This is a genomic window from Mesorhizobium sp. B1-1-6 (assembly GCF_006443035.1).
GTDB lineage: Bacteria > Pseudomonadota > Alphaproteobacteria > Rhizobiales > Rhizobiaceae > Mesorhizobium.
In genome coordinates this window covers 134,159-155,624 of sequence record NZ_VFWR01000010.1, presented here as the reverse complement: position 1 = coordinate 155,624, position 21,466 = coordinate 134,159, and the positions used below count along the sequence as shown (strand labels likewise).

The 21,466-nt window shown below is 63.6% G+C and carries 23 protein-coding genes; 10 read left to right on the top strand and 13 right to left on the bottom strand.

What is annotated here, in order from left to right; all coding sequences use genetic code 11:
* Positions 1-4: 4 nt before the first annotated feature.
* Both FJ979_RS20790 and FJ979_RS20785 read right to left on the bottom strand, forming a co-directional pair.
* On the bottom strand, positions 5-1,024 hold the full coding sequence (locus FJ979_RS20790) for a P1 family peptidase (RefSeq protein ID WP_140560989.1): 1,020 nt from the start codon (positions 1,022-1,024) through the stop codon (positions 5-7).
* Positions 1,024-2,097, bottom strand: a complete 1,074-nt coding sequence (locus FJ979_RS20785; protein ID WP_140517691.1) for a branched-chain amino acid ABC transporter substrate-binding protein — start codon at positions 2,095-2,097, stop codon at positions 1,024-1,026. The genes FJ979_RS20790 and FJ979_RS20785 overlap by 1 nt, the downstream gene beginning before the upstream one ends.
* A 180-nt stretch (positions 2,098-2,277) precedes the next feature.
* Between FJ979_RS20785 and FJ979_RS20780 the strand changes: the two genes are divergently transcribed.
* From FJ979_RS20780 to FJ979_RS20745, 7 genes are all read left to right on the top strand, one after another.
* Entirely contained in the window at positions 2,278-2,805 is a 528-nt protein-coding gene (locus FJ979_RS20780; RefSeq protein WP_140493802.1) for a flavin reductase, read from the top strand.
* Positions 2,802-3,731 (top strand): MoxR family ATPase, encoded by a 930-nt coding sequence (locus FJ979_RS20775; RefSeq protein WP_140583341.1) that lies wholly within the window; start codon positions 2,802-2,804, stop codon positions 3,729-3,731. Before FJ979_RS20780 ends, FJ979_RS20775 begins: the two co-directional genes overlap by 4 nt.
* A 5-nt stretch (positions 3,732-3,736) precedes the next feature.
* Positions 3,737-4,981 carry a VWA domain-containing protein gene (locus FJ979_RS20770; RefSeq protein ID WP_181172160.1) on the top strand — a complete coding sequence of 415 codons (1,245 nt, stop codon included), beginning with the start codon at positions 3,737-3,739 and terminating at the stop codon, positions 4,979-4,981.
* A gap of 57 nt (positions 4,982-5,038) precedes the next feature.
* Positions 5,039-5,377: an XdhC family protein gene (locus tag FJ979_RS20765; RefSeq protein WP_140493798.1), complete on the top strand. Its 339-nt coding sequence runs from the start codon at positions 5,039-5,041 to the stop codon at positions 5,375-5,377.
* 6 nt (positions 5,378-5,383) lie between these two features.
* The gene (locus FJ979_RS20760) at positions 5,384-6,088 is read left to right on the top strand and encodes an XdhC family protein (protein WP_140560992.1); all 705 of its coding nucleotides are present in this window, start codon (positions 5,384-5,386) and stop codon (positions 6,086-6,088) included.
* Positions 6,085-7,695: a molybdopterin-binding/glycosyltransferase family 2 protein gene (locus tag FJ979_RS20755; protein WP_140583339.1), complete on the top strand. Its 1,611-nt coding sequence runs from the start codon at positions 6,085-6,087 to the stop codon at positions 7,693-7,695. Before FJ979_RS20760 ends, FJ979_RS20755 begins: the two co-directional genes overlap by 4 nt.
* 254 nt (positions 7,696-7,949) lie before the next feature.
* A complete protein-coding gene (locus FJ979_RS20745; protein WP_140583514.1) occupies positions 7,950-8,792 on the top strand; it encodes an alpha/beta hydrolase in 843 nt (280 codons plus the stop codon).
* Between the two features lie 16 nt (positions 8,793-8,808).
* Here the strand turns inward: FJ979_RS20745 and FJ979_RS20740 are convergent, their stop codons facing one another.
* Positions 8,809-9,846 (bottom strand): DUF1176 domain-containing protein, encoded by a 1,038-nt coding sequence (locus FJ979_RS20740; RefSeq protein WP_140493792.1) that lies wholly within the window; start codon positions 9,844-9,846, stop codon positions 8,809-8,811.
* Positions 9,847-9,988: 142 nt separating this feature from the next.
* Here FJ979_RS20740 and FJ979_RS20735 point away from each other — a divergent pair, with 142 nt between their 5' ends.
* Positions 9,989-10,495: a DUF1993 family protein gene (locus tag FJ979_RS20735; protein WP_140583336.1), complete on the top strand. Its 507-nt coding sequence runs from the start codon at positions 9,989-9,991 to the stop codon at positions 10,493-10,495.
* Positions 10,496-10,553: 58 nt separating this feature from the next.
* Here the strand turns inward: FJ979_RS20735 and FJ979_RS32615 are convergent, their stop codons facing one another.
* The gene (locus FJ979_RS32615) at positions 10,554-10,826 is read right to left on the bottom strand and encodes a hypothetical protein (RefSeq protein WP_181172778.1); all 273 of its coding nucleotides are present in this window, start codon (positions 10,824-10,826) and stop codon (positions 10,554-10,556) included.
* Positions 10,827-11,103: 277 nt separating this feature from the next.
* On the opposite strand from FJ979_RS32615, the gene FJ979_RS20725 reads away from it, so the two are divergent.
* Together FJ979_RS20725 and FJ979_RS20720 are read left to right on the top strand one after the other, a co-directional pair.
* The gene (locus FJ979_RS20725) at positions 11,104-11,571 is read left to right on the top strand and encodes a hypothetical protein (RefSeq protein WP_140494990.1); all 468 of its coding nucleotides are present in this window, start codon (positions 11,104-11,106) and stop codon (positions 11,569-11,571) included.
* Positions 11,572-11,691: 120 nt separating this feature from the next.
* Positions 11,692-12,759, top strand: coding sequence for an aldo/keto reductase (locus FJ979_RS20720; protein WP_140583334.1), 1,068 nt, complete (start codon positions 11,692-11,694; stop codon positions 12,757-12,759).
* Positions 12,760-12,892: 133 nt separating this feature from the next.
* Here FJ979_RS20720 and FJ979_RS20710 read toward each other — a convergent pair whose 3' ends face one another.
* From FJ979_RS20710 to FJ979_RS20670, 9 genes are all read right to left on the bottom strand, one after another.
* Positions 12,893-13,921: a histone deacetylase family protein gene (locus FJ979_RS20710; protein WP_140583329.1), complete on the bottom strand. Its 1,029-nt coding sequence runs from the start codon at positions 13,919-13,921 to the stop codon at positions 12,893-12,895.
* Complete coding sequence (locus FJ979_RS20705) at positions 13,918-14,424, bottom strand: GNAT family N-acetyltransferase (protein ID WP_140517682.1); 507 nt, start codon at positions 14,422-14,424, stop codon at positions 13,918-13,920. Before FJ979_RS20705 ends, FJ979_RS20710 begins: the two co-directional genes overlap by 4 nt.
* Positions 14,425-14,476: 52 nt before the next feature.
* Positions 14,477-15,406, bottom strand: coding sequence for a 3-keto-5-aminohexanoate cleavage protein (locus FJ979_RS20700; RefSeq protein WP_140583326.1), 930 nt, complete (start codon positions 15,404-15,406; stop codon positions 14,477-14,479).
* A 4-nt stretch (positions 15,407-15,410) separates the two neighbouring features.
* On the bottom strand, positions 15,411-16,796 hold the full coding sequence (locus FJ979_RS20695) for an aspartate aminotransferase family protein (protein ID WP_140493775.1): 1,386 nt from the start codon (positions 16,794-16,796) through the stop codon (positions 15,411-15,413).
* Position 16,797: 1 nt separating this feature from the next.
* A complete protein-coding gene (locus tag FJ979_RS20690) occupies positions 16,798-18,438 on the bottom strand; it encodes a N,N-dimethylformamidase beta subunit family domain-containing protein (protein ID WP_140493773.1) in 1,641 nt (546 codons plus the stop codon).
* An 8-nt stretch (positions 18,439-18,446) separates the two neighbouring features.
* Complete coding sequence (locus FJ979_RS20685) at positions 18,447-19,211, bottom strand: amino acid ABC transporter ATP-binding protein (protein ID WP_140493771.1); 765 nt, start codon at positions 19,209-19,211, stop codon at positions 18,447-18,449.
* Positions 19,208-19,867 carry an amino acid ABC transporter permease gene (locus tag FJ979_RS20680; protein ID WP_140583324.1) on the bottom strand — a complete coding sequence of 220 codons (660 nt, stop codon included), beginning with the start codon at positions 19,865-19,867 and terminating at the stop codon, positions 19,208-19,210. The genes FJ979_RS20685 and FJ979_RS20680 overlap by 4 nt, the downstream gene beginning before the upstream one ends.
* A gap of 11 nt (positions 19,868-19,878) precedes the next feature.
* Entirely contained in the window at positions 19,879-20,526 is a 648-nt protein-coding gene (locus tag FJ979_RS20675; RefSeq protein WP_140583319.1) for an amino acid ABC transporter permease, read from the bottom strand.
* Positions 20,527-20,588: 62 nt separating this feature from the next.
* Positions 20,589-21,371, bottom strand: a complete 783-nt coding sequence (locus FJ979_RS20670; RefSeq protein ID WP_140583317.1) for an ABC transporter substrate-binding protein — start codon at positions 21,369-21,371, stop codon at positions 20,589-20,591.
* Between the last annotated feature and the right edge of the window lie 95 nt (positions 21,372-21,466).

Genomic DNA, 21,466 nt, shown 5'->3' with positions numbered 1-21,466 from the left:
TAAGTCAGCGCGAAGACCAGACCGGAAACAGATCGCCCTCGGCGGGCGTCGCGGCGAAAACGCCGCGCGTGATGGCGCGCGCCATCGTGGCGCCTGCCGCGGCATAAAGGTCGATTGCCGCGTCGGCTTCGAGCCGGATACCGCTCCTGCCGGTCGCCAGCGCGAAGACCAGATCGCCATCGGCCGGCGTGTGCGTCGGCCATATGGCCCGCACGAAACCGTCATGCGCTGACATGGCCAGGCGCTTTGCGGCGGCCTTGGTGAGAACGGCATCGGTGGCGATAACGGCGATGGTGGTGTTGCCGCCGGCATCCGCCTTGCCCGTGAACGTCTTGTCGCGAAACTTCAAGAGGATGCTTTTGGCGTCGTCCGGCATTGGCGAGGGATAGCCAAGCGCGCCGAATTCATCGCCGATCTCGAACGGAGCCGCCCAGAAATGGCGGCTTCGGCTGATGGTCACCGAGCCGATCGGATTGACCGCCGCCAGCGCGCCGATGGTGACGCCATTGTCAAGCAGCGTCGAAGCCGAGCCAAGCCCGCTCTTGAGATCGGAGGTCAGCGCGCCGGTGCCGGCGCCGGTCGTGCCGATCTGGAAATCCGAACCGGCGGCCTGCACCGTCTCGTAGCCGAGGTCGCGGTATGGCGGATAGCGGCCCCAGTCCTTGTCGCCGCCATTGCGCAGGTCGAACAGGATCGCCGCCGGCACGATCGGCACGCGAAAGCCGCCGACCTCGAAACCGATGCCACGTTCGCGCAGTGCTGCCTGTACGCCGGACGCTGCGTCGAGGCCGAAAGCCGACCCGCCCGACAGCACCACGGCATGGACCGTCTCAACCGAATTGTGGGGTTCGAGCAGGTCCGTCTCGCGGGTACCCGGCGCACCGCCCAGGATCTGGACGCCGGCTACAGCCGGTTCGTCGCAAAGGACTGTCGTCACGCCGGATTTCAGTCGGGCATCGGAGGCATTGCCGACGCTGAGACCGGCGACATCGGTGATCAGGTTGCGCGGGCCGGTGCGAAACATCAGTTGCTTTCCAACGGTACGAAGCGGGCGCCATCGAACCGGAAGACGCGGTACGGATTCCGGCTGAGGTCGCCCTTCGCATCAAAGCGCACCGGCCCGATCGCCGTGGTGAAATCATGCCCGATGAGCGCTTCCGCAAGCGGCCTGCCGGAGCTTGCGGCTTCCGCCATCGCCGCCTTGGCGGTTTCTACCGCCGCATAGGCCGGCAGCGTGTAGCCGTCCGGCACGATCTTCTGCGAGGCAAACACCTCGAGCACCTTGGGATTGGCGACATCGGCCCATTCCGGGGGAGCGATCATCAGCGTTCCCGTGGCGTAGGGCACCGCTCCGGGCGGCGTGCGCAGGTTCTCGCCGCCGGCGAATACGATGCCGGCGTCGAGTTGCGCGGCGTCGCGACCCATGATGGCGATGTCGTCGCCGTCGCCACCGGCAAAGACATGGGTTGCGCCGGCCTTCTTTAGCCGGCCAATCAGACCGATCTGGTTGTCGAGCTGCGGCCGGAACGTATCGACGAACACCGGCTTCAGCGCCGCCTGTTCGGCCGCCGCCCGCAACGTCTCGGCGATCTCACGGCCGTAGATGGTGCCGTCATCGATGACGGCGAACAGTTCGTTCTGCCAAAGCCGGGTAAGGGTGTTGGCGACGGCATTGCGCTCGTCGTCGCCCCTCGGTCCGAGCCGGTAGACCGGCCAGCCGGTCTTGGGACGACGGTCAGTCAGGCTTTCGGTTCGCACGCCAACGGTGATGACGGCGATGCCTGCGTCCTTCAAGATCGGCATCGCCGCCTCGATCGCTTCCGTACAGAGAAATCCCACGACGACATTGACCTTGGCGGTCGCGAATTCCCGGGCTGCCGCGGCACCCCCATCGGCCGTGCAGGCATCGTCGATGGTCTTGAGCTCGATGCCGTTCGCCTGGGCCGCCACTTCGGCGCCGGCTTCGATCTGCCTGCCAAGGATCGCCGAGGATCCGGAGAGCGGCGCGGCAACACCGACGAGCAGCGTCTGGGCGTTGGCGGCGCCGGTCAGCAGCAGCCAGGCCAGCGCGGCAGATATCGTTGCCCCGGGTCGCATCCTGTCGAAGACTTCCTCCAAGCGAGCCCGGATGGTCCCGGCGCCACTCCCGCCAAGACCTAAAGGCTGCCCGGTCTTGGCGCAACACGCGAATTTCGGGATATGGGCCAAGCACTTCGCTTGTGGCTTGTCATATCTAGCCATATATAGCGATAGGGTTCAGGCTATGGAAAATCTCCGGTGTTGAAGAAGAACGACATAGGACCGCAGGCCTATCGCGACGCGATGAGCCATTTTGCCGGTCACGTCCATGTGGTGACCACCGACGGGCCGGCCGGCAAGCGCGGCGCGACGGTCATCGCCGCCTGTTCGGTTTCCGATACGCCGCCGACCATTTTGGTCTGCCTGAACCGTGAAAATCCCAAGAACGAGCCGTTCGTGAAAAACGGCAGGTTTGCCTTGAACACGCTTGCCTCGCACCAGGAGCCGCTGTCGATCGGCTTTTCCGGCATCACCGGCCTGCCGGTCGAGGAACGTTTCGCGCTCGGCGAGTGGGATGTGATCTCCACCGGCGCGCCGACCTTGAAGGGCGCGCTCGCCGTATTCGACTGCGAACTGATCGACACTAAGGACCTGGCCACCCATCGTGTGCTTTTTGGCAAGGTGACAGGCCTGCGCATGGGCGATAATTTGCGGCCGCTGATCTATCACGCCCGCGGCTACCACGTTTTGGAAAGCGGGGCAGAGGCGTCCACGGAGAAGGAATGACCGAGCTAAAACCGCGCCCCGTGCCGCGGACGATCGACGAGACGCTCGATCTCTTGACCGGCGCGGACTATGTGGCGGACCGGTCGTTGGCCACCGTGCTTTTCCTGTCGCTGCGCATGAAGCGGCCGCTGTTCCTCGAGGGCGAGGCCGGCGTCGGCAAAACCGAGATCGCCAAGGTGTTGGCAGAGGCGCTCGGCCGCCGGCTGATCCGTCTGCAATGCTATGAGGGTCTCGACGTCTCGTCCGCCGTCTATGAGTGGAATTATGCCGCGCAGATGATCGAGATCCGCATGGAGGAGGCGGCCGGCAAGGTTGACCGCTCCGACATGGAGCGCAACGTTTTCTCGGAAAAATGCCTGATACGCCGTCCGGTGCTCGATGCGCTGACCGGCAAGGCCGGCGCCGCCCCGGTTTTCCTGATTGACGAGCTCGACCGTACCGACGAGGCGTTCGAGGCGTTCCTGCTCGAGATCCTTTCCGATTTCCAGGTGACGGTGCCCGAACTCGGCACGATCAGAGCGGAGGAGCCGCCGATCGTCATCATCACCACCAACCGCACCCGCGAAATCCATGACGCGCTGAAGCGGCGCTGCCTCTATCACTGGGTCGATTATCCCAGCGCCGAGCGGGAGTTGGAGATTGTGCGCCGCAAGGTGCCGCAGGCGAACAGCCGGCTTTCGGCCGAGGTGGTCTCCTTCATTCAGAAGCTCCGCCAGATCGAATTGTTCAAGATGCCGGGCGTTGCCGAGACCATCGACTGGGCCGGCGCGTTGACCGAACTCGACAAGGTCGCGCTCGACCCGGAAACCGTCTCCGACACGATCGGCGTGCTGCTGAAATACCAGGACGACATTGCCCGCATCGGCGAGGGCGAAGGCCGGCGTATCCTCGACGAGGTGAAGGCCGAGCTTTCGGCGGCGGAGTAGGGCTCATGGCCATGCCTCGCGCGGAACCCAGGGAGGCGACTGTCGACGGTCACATCGCGGACAACATCGTCTATTTCGCCCGTGTCTTGCGCAAATCAGGCATGCGCGTCGGTCCGGCCTCGGTCAAGGATGCCATCGAGGCGGTACTTGCCACCGGCATCGGCGCGCGCGACGATTTCTACTGGACGCTGCATGCCGTGCTGGTGTCGCGGCATGAGGACCATGCCATCTTTGACGAGGCCTTCCGGCTATTCTGGAAGTCGCGTGAGCTGATCGAAAAGATGCTGGCGATGCTTTCGCCGGTGGCGCCCGATACCAGGGAGAAGCAGAAGCCACGCGCGGCCGAAAGCCGTGTCAGCCAGGCCATGTTCGCAGGCCACAGCAGGAACCAGCCGGCGCAGGAAATCCCCGAGATCGAGGTCGACGCGCGCTTTACTTTCTCCGGCAACGAGGTGCTGAGGGCCAAGGATTTCGCTCAGATGAATGCCGCCGAGATGGCCGACGCCAGGAAAGCGATCGCCGAACTGCGGTTGCCCTTCGATATGGTGCGGACGCGCCGTTTCAAGGCCGATTCGCACGGTCGCCGCATCGATCCGCGTGCCATGATGCGCTCGGCCGCACGCACTGGGGGCGAACTGATCCTGCCGAAATTCCGCTCGCTCCGCGAAGTGTATCCGCCGTTGGTCGTGCTTGCCGACATTTCCGGTTCGATGAGCCAGTACACGCGCATCTTCCTGCATTTCCTGCATGCTCTGACGGAAAAGCGCCGGCGCGTGCACACTTTCGTTTTCGGCACCAGGCTCACCAATCTGAGCCGACAGATGCGCCATCGCGATCCCGACGCCGCCCTGGCCGACTGTTCCACCGCGGTCAAGGACTGGTCGGGCGGCACGCGCATCGGCGACACGCTGGCCGAGTTCAACCTGATATGGTCGCGGCGCGTGCTAGGACAGGGCGCGGTGGTGCTTTTGATCACCGACGGGCTGGAGCGAGACGAGGTCGACGGCCTGTCGGAGGAAATGGAGCGTCTGCACAAATCCTGCCGGCGGCTGATCTGGCTGAACCCCTTGCTGCGCTTCGACGGTTTCCAGGCGCGCGCCCGCGGCGTCAGGGCGATGCTGCCGCATGTCGATGAATTCCGTGCCGTGCACAATCTCGACGCGCTTGCCGATCTCTGCGCTTCGCTGGACCGGAAGCCTGCCGTCGATCCGCGGCGATGGATGGAGGGTGGCGCGAGGCGCGCCGCGTAGCCATATGCTGCTGAAGACACATATTTCCGGGAAAAACAGACCCTGAGAGAAGCAACGATGAGCGACAGCATTTATCTCGACGAGGCCCGTGACCCGCTGATCATCGCAGAAGGCTGGATGAAGGACGGCAAGGATGTCGCCATCGCGACCGTTGTCGAGACCTGGGGTTCCGCGCCACGCCCGGCCGGCAGCCATCTGGTCATCGACGCCGACGGCAATTTCCACGGCTCGGTTTCGGGCGGCTGTGTCGAAGGCGCCGTGGTGACGGATGCCATGGACGTCATCGGCACCGGCAAGCCCAGAATGCTGGAATTCGGCGTCGCCGACGAGACCGCCTGGCAGGTGGGCCTTTCCTGCGGCGGCCGCATCAAAGTATATGTGGAAAGGCTAGGCTGATCTTCAATGGATCCCTATGCGCTGAAAACACTCAACGCCGAGCGCCGCGCCCGCCGCGCCGCGATCCTGGTCACCGATCTTGGTGACGGCCGCGACCGTATCGTGCGCGAAGGCGATCCGGTCGCCGGCGATCTCGGTGCCGCGATCAGCAAGGCGTTCCGCACCGGGAATTCCGGCTCGGTCGAAGCGGAAGGGCGCACCTTTTTTCTCAACGCGCATCTGCCGCATCCGCGCCTGGTGGTGATCGGCGCCGTGCACATCAGCCAGGCGCTGGCGCCGATGGCCAGGATCGCCGGCTATCCAGTCGAGATCATCGATCCGCGCACGGCTTTTGCCACGTCGGACCGCTTTCCCGACGTCGCGTTGCACGCCGAATGGCCTGAGGAGGTGCTGCAACGACAGCCACTCGACAGCTATACGGCGGTCGCCGCCGTCACCCACGATCCCAAGATCGACGATTTCGCGCTGAAGGCGGCGCTCGACGCCAGGTGCTTCTATGTCGGGGCACTCGGCAGCAGGAAAACCCATGCCAAGCGTGTCGAGCGCCTGTTGGCGCTGGGCGCCAGTTCCGAGCAGATCGGTCGCATCCAGGCGCCGATCGGTCTCGATATCGGCGCGGCCAGCCCCGCCGAGATCGCCGTCGCCGTGCTGGCGCAGGTCATTCACGCGTTTCGCTCGCGCGGCCTTGAAGCCAGGGAAGCCGCAGCGTGAAATTCGGCCCGGTTCCTATCGAACAGGCCGAAGGCGCCGTGCTTGCGCACGCGACGACGGTCGGCGAGCGACGTTTCCGCAAAGCGCATCGGCTGAGTGCAGAGGATGTCGGGGTGCTGAAAGCGGCGGGCATCAGCGAAGTCGTCGCGGCCGTGCTTTCTCCCGGCGATCTGGGCGAAGACGCCGCCGCCGAACGGATCGCGACCGGTATGCGCCACCGCAACGTAGAGGCCAAGCCTGCCGCGACCGGGCGGGTCAACCTCCATGCCCAAGCCGCTGGCGTCTTCACCGTCAACAGCGCGATGATCGACGCCATCAATGCGGTCGATCCAACCATCACCATCGCCACGCTTGGCCAGCATGCGCCGGTCGAAAAGGGCCAGATGGTGGCAACCGTGAAGATCATTCCCTTCGCCGTCGGGTCGGCGCTGGTCGATGCCGTACTGGAAATCTGCGCCGGCGGCGAGATCTTTGCCGTCAATGCCTATCGGCCCATTCGTGTCGGTGTCATCCAGACCGTCTTGCCGGGTGTCAAGCCGAGTGTGCTCGACAAGACGCTGCGCGTCACCGAGGCACGGCTGGCGCGTTCGGGCGGGCGGCTGACGGCCGAGCGCCGCACGCCGCACGAGGTTGCGCCGGTTGCCGAGGCGGCCGCCTCGCTGGCGCGCGATAACGACATGGTGGTGATCTTCGGCGCTTCGGCCATGAGCGATTTCGCCGACGTCGTTCCGGCCGCGATCGAGGAAGCGGGCGGTACTGTCATCCGCGCCGGCATGCCGGTCGACCCCGGCAATCTGCTGGTGCTCGGCAGGCTCGCCGGCAAGCAGATCATCGGCGCGCCGGGCTGCGCCCGCAGCCCCAAGGAGAACGGCTTCGACTGGGTGCTCGACCGGCTGATCGCCGGCCTCGACGTAACGGCGATCGACATCGCCGGTATGGGCGTCGGCGGCCTGCTGATGGAAATCCCGACACGTCCGCAGCCGCGCGAACCGCTGCCGGCCGTAAGCCGGCTCAAGGTCGGGATCGTGCTTTTGGCGGCAGGCCGTTCGAGCCGCATGGGCGGGCCGAACAAACTTATGGCGCTTTTCGACGGCCAACCGTTGGTCCGCCGTACAGCAGAGCGTGCGCTCGCCTCGAAAGCTTCGGGCACGATCGTCGTTACCGGCCACCAGCGTGAGCGGGTGCGCGGCGCGTTGTCGGGCCTGGACGTGACCTTCGCCGACAATCCCGATTTTGCCGATGGGCTCTCCACCTCCCTGAAAGCCGGTATGGCCTATCTGCCGGGAGATGCCGCCGGCGCGATGATCGTCCTCGGAGACATGCCGGGTGTCTCGTCCGGCGATCTCGACCGGCTGATCGATGCGTTTCGCGGGGCAGGAGGCAATTCGGTGGTCCGCGCCTCGCACCTTGGCAAACGCGGCAACCCGGTACTTCTGCCGCGCTCGCTGTTTCCGGCTGTCGCCCATCTCGAAGGTGATACCGGCGCACGCCACCTGGTCGAGGCCGGAGGACTTGACGTCGTCGATGTAGAGATCGGCGAGGGCGCGTCCGTCGATGTCGACACTCGCGAGGCGCTGGAAGGCGCCGGCGGCGTGCTGCAGGATTGACAAACCCGGGCCGAATTACGCAAGCCTGCGGTATGGCTTCCGGTTTCATTTCGTTAATGTCAACGCTTCTACCCCCCTCTGGCCTGCCGGCCATCTCCCCCTCAAGGGGGGAGATTGGACATCATTTCGGCTTTCGCCAATCTCGACGGCCGGCAGAAGGGCGCCCCCGCCGAAACTGCCAATCTCCCCCCTTGAGGGGGAGATGGCCGGCAGGCCAGAGGGGGGTGCTCACGCTCCCTGCCTTTCTGATTTCGATATTTTTCCTGTTTTCTGCTGCCCAGGCCTCTGCTCTCCAACTAAAACCCTTCAAGGACGATCTGTTCGCCTATCCCGCGACGCTCTCGTCAGACGGCGCCTACACGGTGATCGACTACCGCGAGATGCGCGACATCAACCAGCGCGACGAGGTGCCGGAAAAGCGCGTCCATGCGCAGTATACCGATACCGGTGTGCGCAAGGTGCAGCAGGATCTGCTGTTGAAAACCGATGCAGGCGAAGTCAGGCACATCGCTGTGGGCAAGACGCAAGGAGCTTCCGTCATCGTGCTCTACCTGCACGGGCAGGGCGGCAGCCGCAAGCAAGGTATCGATGACTTCACCTTCGGCGGCAATTTCAACCGCATCAAAAACCTGATGGCAGGCAATGGCGGCCTTTATCTCAGCCCTGACTTCCCCGATTTCGGCGACAAGGGCGCGGCACAGGTCGCGGCGCTGATCGATCACTATGCGCAACAGTCGCCGGGCGCGAAGATCTTCGTCGCCTGCGGCTCGATGGGCGGCGCATTGTGCTGGAAGCTTGCCGCCCGCACGGACACGGGCGGGCAAATCGACGGGCTTCTGCTGCTTGGCTCGCTTTGGGACGAGAGTTTCTTCTCCAGCCCAGCCTTCAGGCGCCACGTGCCGGTTTTCTTCGGTCAGGGCAGCCATGACGTGGTCTTTCCCGTGGCAAACCAGGAATCCTTCTTCCGGTCCATCATTGCCAAATCGAAAGCCTATCCGACCCGCTTCGTGCGCTTCGAGACGGGCACGCACGGCACCCCCATCCGCATGGTCGACTGGCGCGGCGCGTTGAACTGGATGCTGTCGAAGGCGCCCTGATCGGACGCCGCACGGCTCAAGGAGCGGTGTTGTAGTCGACAACCGTCTGCGGGTTCTCCTCGCCGTCGTAGGAAGCGTCGACGTCGTACTGGACGAGCGAAAAATCGCCGTTGCGGAACAGATAGGTGCCTGCTGACGAGGCATCGCCGGCGCCGCGCCACTTGTTGAAGGTGGTGATCGTGTGGGCGTCCTGGTCGTAGCTGGAATTGGTCGCCCAGCCAGTGGTCCGGAAGCCGACGATGTGCATGGATTCGACCTTGCCTTCGCTGTCGTTGTTCACGTAGCGGATGTCCATCTCCGGTTCGGTGAACTGCAGTTGCCTGACGCCGTTCGCCTCGTCGGTCATGTAGTAGATCGAGCTTTCATTGTAGGCGGCCGCCGAGCAGGAAAAATGGAACAGGCGCGTTTCCTTGTCGGGATCGCCGGCCGCCGCATCCTTGTCCCTGTATTTGATGGAAAAAATCTCCGGCTCCTTGGCCGCGAGATCCTTGTCGCATTGGTCGCTATAGCTGGCCAGGAAAGCCTTCTTGGCCTGCTCCAGCGCTGCATCCCTCTTCGGCGGCGGCGGGCCGTCGCCACAGCTAGCCGGCACAGCCTCCTCGAAGTCCGCGCTCGACGGCTTCAGCGCTCCGCTGTCGATGAAGATCGGCTGGAATGGCGGCGCCTGAATCTGGGCATTGACCTGGCGCAGCGTGTAGCAGCCGGCAAAGACCTTCGCCTCGCCCTTCTTGTCGGTTGCCTGGATGGCGACCGGCACGCTGTAGTAGATGCTGCCTGCCGCGCCCTCGTTGGATACGGCGCCGGTCCTGACATCCACCTTGTCGGTACCGTCATAGCCCTTGACGAAGCTGTCGAAGTCCTTGGCCGGCTTGGTATCGCCATAATAACCCCAGGCACGTGCGAATTCATGCCGGTTGATGGCACTGTAGAGCGAGCGGACAACTGCCTCGGCGCTCGACCTGTCATCGACGTAGGGCGCCTCGTCGGCAGGTGCCGACTGGGCGATCGAGGCAAGGGAGAACAAGGCAGTCGCTGCGAGAAAAGCGTGTCTCATCGGGAATCTCCACGCGGTAACGGAGATTCTACCACGGTGATTGCGGCGACGTGGTGACGCCTTGCGGGTATCGCTTGAAGAATCGCCCGGGAAGGCGCTAGTTCGCGCTCGCGGCGCTTCAACTGCCGCGGGAGATAATTGCGTGACCCTATCCATGTATGAAGTATCGGTGGCTGTGTTTTCGGCCCGGTTGAAAGCGCTGTCCAGCGTGCTGTCCACGGCCGAACAAAACGCCGGCGAGCGCAAGATCGACCCGCAGGTGTTCCTGACGGCGCGGCTGGCGCCCGACATGTTCGCCTTGACCAGGCAGGTGCAGATCGCCACCGACCATGCCAAGGGAGCCCCATCGCGGCTCGCCGGCCGGGAGGTTCCCGAATACGAGGACAACGAGGCGAGCTTTGCCGAATTGCATGCGCGCATCGCTAAGACGCTTGACCATCTGGCGACGTTCTCCGCGGCCGATCTGGAAGGTTCGGACGAGCGGATTGTCGAGGTCAGGCTCGGCGGGCGCGAGGTCTCGATGGCCGGTTTGCAGTATCTCCTGCATCTGGCCATGCCCAACTTCTATTTCCACCTCACCACCGCCTACGACATTCTTCGCCATAATGGCGTGCCGCTGGGCAAGGCAACGTTCCTGGGCTCGCGTTGACGGATCACGTCGTCAAGGCGTTGCCCGTCCGGAGCCGGAATATCCCTGGCTGGCCGAACTAGCGAACGGACATTTCGCGGGCGATGCGCGGGAAATCGGCGGGCTTGATGCCGATGTCGGCGCGGTCCGCATTGCTCATGGAATGCAGCAGCGCGAGCGCGGCACGATAACGCAGATGTTCCTGCGGCCGTGGCCGCGCGAACATTTCAGTGAAGAACCCCATAATCCAGGCCCCTGTTGGACCTCCCAGCGTCCGAGTATAGGGGATTCGTGACGATTGTGCAGTGCAGCATTTGCATGCCTGCCATGCTCTGCAAAATTTTTCTGCCATGATCCTGCATCGCCTGAAACTTTCGCAGATCGCGAATCGTATCCCTCTCGCTGGCAGATGGCCGGTTTTTCCTCGCCGCTTCTGGCGAATTCCGGACTGCACCAACCGCAGTCCGGCTTTTTGTGACTGACCGGCGTGGTCCGGCCCCGTAAACCTTCAATTGTTAAAATCGGCGGCATGCATTTTTAACGAGCCGACCCTAAGGTGGATGTCTCGAACACACCGTGAGACTGGGGAGGCTGACATCGTTACCAGCGCCAAGCGGGATTTCGCTTCGTTGCTCGATGACCTCTTCGTCGCCTCCGACAAGGACGGGGGAGGCGAAGAGGCGGCCACTCGCCCATCCATTCCGTTTGACTATCTTTCCGTCGCCGACGAGCTCCATTCGGGCCGCATCAAGGTTTCTGGCAGCGGATTTGCCACGGAATATCGCGAGGCAGGCGCGGATCTCGCCGCAGAGTTCGCGGCCCTGCTCGATCATGCGAAGCTGGCACTTGCGGGCGAAGAGACAAGGCCCGAAGAGAAACTGCCTCCGATCGATCCCGAATCGATTGCCGTGGAATTGGGATTGGACACGCCTAAGGCTGTCGCCGACTTTGGTCGCATGCGCCGCAGTTTCGCCTTTTCCAACCATCCCGATCGCGTCGCGCCGCACCTGCGCCAGCGCGCCATGATCCGCATGCAGGTGGCCAACATGCTGATCGACGAGGCCAAGCGGCGCGCCCTGGCAGGGGCTCGCCGCTAGCGCAGTCTGGTTCACGCAAAAGTCGGCTTGCCGAGGCTTGGAGAGCGCCTCTGCTTTCTTGTAGGATGAAACTTCCTTCCCCGCGCAGCCGCGCAAACTTTCCCGCCGGAGCACACTTCCATGCACAAACGCCGTCTCGGTCGGACCGATCTTCTTGTCACCCAGATCTGCCTCGGTTCGATGACTTGGGGCCAGCAGAACACCGAAGCCGACGGCCACGCTCAGATGGACCTGGCCTTTTCGCGCGGGGTGAATTTCATCGACACTGCCGAGCTCTACCCGATCCCGCCCAAGGCGGAGACGCAAGGGCGGACCGAGAAGATCATCGGCAGCTGGATGAAGGCAAAGGGCAACCGCGACAAGGTGATACTCGCCTCCAAGGTCGTCGGCCGCACCGCAAACAGCTGGTTTCGCGGCGACAGGCCGTCGCAGCTGGTGCGCACCGATATCTTCGATGCCGTTGAAAAATCGTTGGCCAGGCTCGGCACGGACTATGTCGATCTCTACCAGATCCACTGGCCGGAGCGGGACATACCTTGGGGCGCCAATCCGACGCGCGTGGGGGCCGTGGCGCGCCGCGCTGATTCCGTCGGGGCGCCGACCGGTGAAACGCCGATCGCGGAGACGCTTGCCGTCTTCGATGAGCTGGTAAAGGCCGGAAAGATCCGTCATTTCGGCCTGTCGAACGAGAGCTCCTGGGGCGTCATGCGCTTCATTGCAGAGGCTGACAAAGCTATTGGTCCACGCGTCGCCTCGATCCAGAACGCCTATAATCTGGTCAACCGGACCTTCGAGGTGAACCTCGCCGAAGTCTGCGATCGCGAAGAGGTCTCGCTGCTTGCCTATTCGCCGCTCGCGCAGGGCTATCTCTCGGGCAAATACGATCACGGCGCGCGCCCGCAGGGGTCGCGCTCGCAGCTCTTCAACCGCGGCCAGCGTTACGAGACCCCCAATGCCGCAGAGGCGCAGCTTGAATACAACGAGCTGGCGCGCTCCTTCGGCCTGGAGCCGGCGCTGTTCGCCAACGCCTATGTATCGAGCCGGCCCTTTGTCACGTCGAACATCATTGGCGCGACGACCATTTCGCAGCTGGAAATGGCGCTGTCTTCACTGGAGGTTGTCTGGACCGAAGAGATGCAGAAGGCAGTGGACGCCATTCATCAGCGGGTCGGCAATCCCTGTCCTTGATCGACTCGGAAGTTGAATTATCTGGGAATAACAGCGGGATGGAGACGATGGTGGATTTTCCGATCGAAACATTGCGTGGAAAATTTCCCGCTCTCGCTCTGACCGATGGAGGTCTCAGGCGCAGCTCGACCTGTCAGCGTGCCTTGGTGCCGAACCCGGTCAGGAAAGCGGTGAGGTTGTCGCCGAGTTCGTCGCAGAGATAGCCGCCTTCCTGAACGATTGTCGTCGGCAGGCCGAGCTTGGCGATGGCTTCGCCGATGCGCGAGAAACCTGGCGTCGTCACCGAAAGTCCCCCGAACGGATCACCCTCGAACGCGTCGAGCCCGAGCGCCACGACCAGCGCGTCGGGCGAGAAGGCGCGGATGCGCTGGAACGCCACCTCAAGCGCTTCCAGAAACGCCGCGTCGGCGGATTTGCGTGGCAAGGGCAGGTTGAAATTATAGCCGAGACCGGGGCCTTCGCCGCGCTCGTCGGCATGTCCCCAGAAGAACGGATAGAAGCGCACCGGGTCGGCATGCAGCGACACGGTGAGCACGTCGGGCCGCGCATAGAAGATGCCTTGCGTGCCGTTGCCGTGATGCAGATCGACATCGAGGATCGCAACCCGTGCCGCTTGGCGGCGCAGTACCTGTGCTGCGACGGCCGAATTGTTGATGAAGCAGAAGCCGCCGGCGACGTCGGCGAACGCATGGTGACCGGGGGGGCGGCAAAGCGCATAGGTGGCCGGCGCGCCCGCCATCACCGCTTCCGCCGCCTCGACCGCGCTCCAGGCGCTCCACAGCGCGCTTTGCCAGGTCTCGCCAGAGATCGGGCAGGCCGTGTCGGCCATGTGGTACCCAGCCTGGCCGACCGCGGAGGCCGGATAGGAGCCGTTGCGCGCGATCGGGTGAATGTTGGGGATCACTTCAGCCGAGGCACCCTCAATGCGTTGCCAACGCGTGTAGATATGCTCCAGGAAATCGAGATATTCGGGCGTGTGCACCGCCGCGACCGGACCAAGTCCGTGATTGCGCGGCCGCTCGATCGTGCAGCCGGCCGATTTTGCGCCTGCTAACAATCTCTCGACGCGCTCCGGCTTTTCGGGATTGGGCTGCGGGGCGCCGCTGGAAAGGAAAGCCTTGGGGTCGTGGCGCTTCTGCTCCTGCGCGTAGAAGGCTTTCATTCTTTTTCCTCCGGCGCGTCGGCAAAGGCGAAGAAAGCGTCGCCGATGATCTTCTGCGTCTGCTCGTAGCTCGACCAGGCGATGCCCAGCCTTTCATAAAAGGCCTTTGCGCTCTCATTGTCGGTATCGACGGACAATCTGAGATAAGCGCCGCCTTGCTTGCGGCACTCGGTCGCGACGCGCCGCAGCAGGCGCTCGCCGATCCTGCGACCGCGAAACCGGTCCTCGACATAGAGGTCCTGCACATAGACGCCGGGCCGCCCCATCCAGGTCGAGAAGATCGGGAAATAGAGGCACAGTCCGGCGAATTCGCCATCGACTTCGGCGATCAGGGTCGAGAAGGCAGGTCTTTCGCCAAAGCCCCAGGTCCTGAGATCGTCTGGCGTTGAGACGATTTCTTCGGGCGCGCCGATATGGGTGCCGAGCTTCAGAATTGCGGCATGGATGGTTTCGACGTCTTCGATTCGTCCGGGGCGGAGGAGGATTTTTTCCGGACTTGTCATGGCAAGCAGGGAGCCAAGGTGTGACGGAGCACTATCATCTCAGCCAGTCGCATTAAAACGCTACCCTGTCGCCACCCTTCAGCGCCAGCATGTCGCGTGCTTCGGCCGGGGTGGCAACCTCCAGCGACAGTCCATCGAGAATGCCACGGATACGGCGCACCTGATCGGCATTGGATTTCGCCAGCTGGCGGCCGTCGTAGAGACTGTCTTCGAGCCCGACACGGACATTGCCGCCCATGGCCGCGGCGATAGAGATCAGCGGCATCTGGTGGCGGCCCGCGGCCAGCACCGAGAACTGGTAGCTGTCGCCGAACAGCTTGTCGGCGATGCGCTTCATGTGGATGAGATTGTCCGGATCGGCGCCAATGCCGCCAAGAATACCCAGCACGAACTGGACGAACAGCGGCCCCGACACCAGCCCCCGGTCGCGGAAATGCGCCAGCGAATAGAGATGGCCGACATCGTAGCACTCGAATTCGAAACGCGTGCCACAACCCTTGCCCAGTCTCTCGAGAACGCCCTCCATGTCGGCGAAGGTATTCTTGAAGATCGTGTCGCGTGTGGCTTCCAGCAACTTCGGTTCCCATTCGTGTTGCCATTCCCTTGGCTTGTCGAGCATCGGGAACAGCGCGAAATTCATCGAGCCCATGTTGAGCGAACACATTTCGGGCTCGGCCCGCAAAGGTGCCGCCAGCCGCTGGTCCAGCGTCATCAGGGAGGAGCCGCCGGTTGTGATGTTGATCACCGCCGACGTCGCCTGCTTGATGCGCGGCAGGAACTGCATGAACACGTCCGGATCGGCCGTAGGCCGTCCGTCTTTTGGGTCGCGGGCATGCAAGTGCAGGATCGAGGCGCCGGCCTCGGCCGCGGCGATGGCATCCGCCGCGATCTGGTCCGGCGTTACCGGCAGATAAGGCGACATGGACGGTGTATGCACCGAGCCGGTGACGGCGCAGGTGATGATGACCTTTCTCGGCGCCATTGTTTTATCCCCGGCCTTCGACCGGAAGGTCGAGTTCGGCAGCCAGGACTTCGAGCGAGTCGCCGATGATGGAGATGATCTCGCCGACCTGCTCGCTGGTGACGATCATCGGTGGTGCGACCATGAAATTGTCGCCGTCGACACCGCCCTTGACCTTGCGGCCGTAGATGATCAGCCCGCGCTCATAGGCGAGGTCGAGCAGGCGCTGCGTCGCCTTCCTGCTCTGGTCGATCGGCCGCAGCGTTTCGGGATCGGCAAGCATCTCGGCGCCGGTGAGCAGGCCCTTGCCGCGCACGTCGGCGATGAACGGGAAGCGCTCGGCTAGCTCTCGCAATCCGTCCATCAGCACATCGCCCATGGCGGCGGCATTGGCGATCAGGTCGAGGCGGTCCATTTCGCCGAGCACGGCCAGCCCTGCGGCGCAGGCGAGCGGATTGCCGGCATAGGTATGGCCGTGCTGGAAGCCGCCGGAGGCGAGCAGCGGCTGCACCAGCCGCATCGGCGCCGCCAGCGCGCCGAGCGGCGCGTAACCCGATCCCAGGCCTTTTGATAGCGCGACGATGTCCGGCTTGCAGTTCCAATGGTCGCCGCCGAGGAATTTTCCCGTGCGGCCGGCGCCGCTCATCACTTCGTCATGGATGAGCAGGATGCCGTAGCGGTCGCAGATTTCGCGGATGCGCCCATAATAACTGTCCGGCGCGACAAGCGCCGCTGTCGCCGCGCCGCCGATCGGTTCCATGATGAAGGCGACCACGCTCTCCGGCCCCTCGGCCAGGATCTTCTCCTCCAGCATGTCGGCATAGCGGAGACCGCGCTGTTCCATCGAGAGATTGTCGCGGTCGCGCCAGGCCGCCGGTGCCGGCACGGTCGGCATCACCCGCATCATTGGCGTGAAGGTCTCGGCCAGCGCGTAGTCGCCGGTGATCGACAGTGAACCCAGCGTGCCGCCGTGATAGGAGGGGAAGCGCGTGATCACCTTCCAGCGGCTGGCCTGGCCGGTGGCCACCGCCCACTGCCGCGCCAGCTTGATGCAGGATTCGGTCGCTTCCGAGCCGCCTGAGACGAAGAAGATGCGATCCATGCCTTCGGGCAGCTTGCCGGCCAGCTCACGCGCCAGCTCTTCTGCCGGTTCGTTCTCGAAATGCAGCCGGTAGGCGAAGGTGGCGCGGTCCATCTGCCGCTTCATGGCGTCGAGCACATTGCGGTTGGAATGACCGATATTGGCGACCATCGGGCCGCTTGATCCGTCGATGAAGCGGCGGCCGTCCTGCGTCCACATATAGATGCCCTCGGCACGGTCGATCAGCGGCCGGCGCAGGCTGGAGAGATAGAACAGATGCGATTGGCGCCGGGCTTCGGTGTCCGGGGCGGCGGTCTGGGCTTTCGACATGTCAGGACTTTCCGAGATAACGATCGAGGACATTTTGGGTAACGCGTTCGACCATCGGGTCCTGCCTCAGCAGGCCGGCGACCCATTCGCAGCTTCCGGCGTGGAAGACCTCGCCCTTGCCGCGCGGGAAATTGACGATCATGCCGTTGCCGCGTTTGACTTTTTCCAGATTGGCGTCGCTCCGATCGCCGAACAGCGTCTCGGCGCTGAAGCGACCATCCTCGTCGGTGAGAAACTGATCCTCGATCGGGATATCGGCGCTTTCCTCGACCTGGCTGGCCATGCCGACGGCGAGAACCTGCAAGCCGTCCGGTGCGCCGCTGGTCGCGGTCGGGTAGGGAAGGCCGCCGCGGATTTCGAAATCCAGCCCGTCGACCTCATAGCCATAGACATGGCTGTCGGCGCCAAGCAGGTCGCCATAGTAGATGCCGGTTCCGGCAAAGGCCCAGTGCTCGGGCCGATACACGGGAAAGCCGCGCACGCCGCGTGGCGCGCAGCCGCCCCATCCGGCATAGAGGCCGCGTGTGGCGTTGAGCCCGAAGGTCGCCGAACCCGGCCGGCCGATCTCGGGCGCCTCCCAGGAATTGGTGGCGCGGGTGACGTCGCCGCCGCGATAGGCGGGGTCCTCGGCTCGGGCGCGGTATTTGTAGCAGACCTGCCGCCGGCCTTCATCCTCCAGCCGCGTCTGCCACATGAAGTTGCCGGCGAAGCGCGCCGCATGGCCGCCACGTTCGACGTAGCTGTCGACCGCATCGCGCATTTCCCAGGTCCAGTACTCGTCATGGCCGACAAAGACGGCGCAGTCGTAGCCATCGAGAATGTCGGGCGAGAAATGCAGATCGTGCTGGCTGGCGAGATCGACGGCGTAGCCCGCCCGTTCGGCGAAGCGGAAGAAGTGGCTGTCATAGCTCGCCCAGCCCGACGATGCGTATTTCTTCGAATGGCCGGTGGCGAGCGCCCATTCCATGTGTGGATAGCGCGGCACTGTCTTCGGCGGCACCGCGACTTCCAACGGCACACGCGGCGCCTCCTTGGGCAGCACGACGAAGCCGCGGCACCAGGGGCGCTGCGTCGAGACGATCGGAGAATATTCGTTACGGTCCGGCCCGGTGATGCCCTGGTAGTGATTGGAGCCGCCCCAGGTGTTGTAGGCGAGCCAGGTGCCTGTCGCCGCCACCTGCAGCACACGGCCTGGCTTCTTGCCGGGCAGGGGCGCGACGATGAAAAGATGATGGGATTGGATCGGCTTGCCGTCGCGGCCTTCAGCAGTCAGCGTCACCCGGTAAGCGCCGGACGGCCAGTCGCTGCCGACGCTGAATTCGAACGAGGCTTCCCAGCCGCAGCCTTCGGCCGAGCACTGGTCTGGACTTTCCTGCCAACGCGCCGCAATGCCGGACTTCTCGAACACCTTTGTCTCGGTGCCGCCGTCGCGGACGATCGTCATGCTGAAGGACGGAGCCGTCGAACTGACATGCAGCGTCACTGTCTCGCCGGCGCGGTAGGAAAAGCGGTCGCTGTAGCACCAGATTTCGCCGCGCTCGCCATCCATGCCCGGCCACTCATAATAGTGGCCGCGCACTGCGTGCCGGCGCTGCTCCGGCGTCAGTCCGAAATCGGGGAATTCAGTGGTCAATCTGGTCATCGTCGTACTCAGGCGGAAAGGTATTTCTTGAGGAAGGTGCGGGTGCGTTCTTTTTGCGGGGCGCGGAAGATGTCGCCCGGCGGGCCTTCTTCCACCACCACGCCGCCATCCATGAACAGCACCCTGTCGGCCACTTCGCCGGCAAAGCGCATTTCGTGCGTTACGATGAGCATGGTCATGTGCTCGGCGGCAAGCTGCTTCATCACCGCGTTGACCTCGTCGACCAGCTCCGGATCGAGCGCCGAGGTGGCCTCGTCGAACAGCATCACCTTGGGCTGCATGGCCAGCGCGCGGGCAATCGCGACGCGCTGCTTCTGCCCGCCCGAAAGACGCGAGGGATAGGCGTCGATCTTGTCGGAGAGCCCGACCTTGGACAAAAGACCAAGCGCCAGCGCACGAGCTTCGGCTTTCGGCATGCTTTTCAGGATCACCGGCCCCATCGTGATGTTCTCGATCACGGTCAAATGCGGGAACAGGTTAAAGTGCTGGAACACCATGCCCATCTGCTGGCGCACCTTGTTGATGTGCCTTTCGAACGCCTGGCCATGCAGCTTCTGGTTGACCTGCAGGCCGTCCAGCCAGACCTCACCGCTGTTCAAACCCTCGAGATGGTTGATGGAACGCAGCAGCGTGCTCTTGCCGGAGCCGCTCGGGCCGATGATTGCGACGATCTGCCCACGTTCGACCGATAGGTCGATACCTCTGAGGACCTCGACGGCGCCAAACGATTTGCGTGCGCCGCGGACCTCGACCATCGGCCGCTGCGTGCTCATCGGGAAACCTCCACATGTCTTTCGAACCTATGCAGGGCCGCTTCGAGCGCGAGGTTGAGAATGTAGTAGAGCGCGGCGGCAGTGATGTAGAATTCGAAAGGGCGAAACGTTTCGCTGATCGCCAGTTGCGCCGAGTGAACCAGCTCGGCAATGCCGATGACCGAGACGATGGAGGATTCCTTCAACAGCGCGATCAAATTGCTGCCGATCGGCGGCGCCGTGTTGCGGATGGCCTGCGGTATCACGACATGGCGCAGCGTCTGCCACTTGCCGAAGCCGATGCTGCGTGCACCTTCCGTCTGGCCGACATCGACGGCCACGATGCCCGCGCGGATGACATCGGCATTGTAGACGGCAAAATGCAGTCCAAGGCCGACAATGCCGGCCACGAGGGCAGGGATGTCGATGCCGACCTGCACCAGGCCAAAATAGATCAGGAAGAGCTGCAACAGCAGCGGCGTGCCCATGAATACCCACATGAAGGCGCGTACGGGGTAGGCCAGGATTGCCGGCGCGTAAAGTACGATCACGGCAAAGAAGATGCCGCCGACGAAGCTGAGCGCTCCCGCCGAGACCGTCAGCACTGATGTCCACCAGGCGCCGGTCAGCAGAAGATCCCAGTAGGCCGCGATGACTGTGAAATCCAGGCCTTGCATCGTGTTCTGCCTCAGACGATCGCGAAGCGTTTGTCGAGCATGTCGACTATGCGGGCGACGGCATAGACCATGATCATGTAGAGCAGGGCCGCGACGCCGAAGATTTCGAACGGCTTGTAGGTGGAGCCGATGAAGCGCTGCGCGGTGTAGGTCAATTCCACGACCGAGATGGTGGACACCAGGGCCGAGCCTTTCAACAGCGCGACCGTGTTGACGCCAAGGGGGCGGATCATCAGCCGGGCGGCTTGCGGCAGCACGACCTTGCGCAAGGTCTGGAACCGGCCGAATCCGATTGTGCGGGCCGCCTCCGTCTGGCCCCGGTCGACCGCCACCACCGCGCCTCGGATTGACTCCGCCATATAGGCGCCGATGTTGAGGCCGAGGCCGATCACGCCGGCCGCGAACGGATCCAGATTGATGCCGATCTGCGGACCGCCGAAATAGAGCACGAAGAGCTGGATCAGGCACGGTGTGCCACGGAACAGGCTCACATAGAGCGTGCCGACGGCCCGCAGGACCGCCGATCTCGACATTCTTGCGGTCGCGGCCAGTGCTGCCACGGCCAGCCCCAGAACCAGGGCCAGCGCTGTCAGTTCCAGCGTCACCAAGGCGGCTTCCACGAAGAACGGGAAGACGCGCTGCATCAAGGAGAAATCCATGGAATGGCCCGGCGCAGTGGCTTTCGGCTTCAGGCGGCCTGGACCGCCGAAGCCTGGCGAAGTTAGCGGATGTCGCTGCCGACCCAGTGCATCGATATCTTCTCGTAGGTACCATCGGCCATCATGCCGTCCAGCGCCTTCTGCATGGCGGCCTTGAGCTCGGGATTGTCCCTGCGGATGGCGATGCCGATGGCGACGCTGCCGCCTTCGATACCCGGCGTGTCGAGCTTGCGTACCTTCTCGCCGGTCTCCTTGACGGCGACCATGACCGGAATGTTGTCGACGACGATGGCGTCGACGCGGCCCGCCTTCAGCTCAAGCAGCAATTCCGGCAGCCCCTTATAGGTGCGGATGTCCCAGCCGCCCTGTTGGCGCGCCCATTTCTCATGTGTTTCGCCGAGCGTCACGCCAAGGGTCTTGCCCTTGAGTTCGTCGAGGCTCTGCACCTTGGAATCCTGGTTGACGAAAACCGCACGGCCGGCGTGATAGTAGGGGCCGACGAAATCGACCACCTTCTCACGCTCCGGCGTGATCGTCATCGAGCCGACCACGGTGTCGTATTTGTTGGCGAGCAGGCCGGCGATGATGCCGTCCCAGGCGGTCGTGATGATGGTGCCCTTGACGCCGATACGCTCGGCGATGGCCTTGCCGATATCGGCGTCGAAGCCGACGACCTCGTTCTGGTCGTTGACGAAGTTGAAGGGGGGATACTGCCCGCTCATGGAAATCTTCAATTCGCCCGCCGCCTTGACCTTCTCGAGGTCATCGGCCCTGGCCGAGACGTTAGTGAAGGAAGACGCAAACAGCAGCGCCGCGACGGCAATGCCGGAAAATACCTTGTTCATTTGAACCTGTCCTCTGGATGGAGCGCGAAGGCTTGTTCTTGGGAGGCGTTGGGGCGCACTCCTGACGGCAATGATTGCCTTTGCGGTAGCATTGC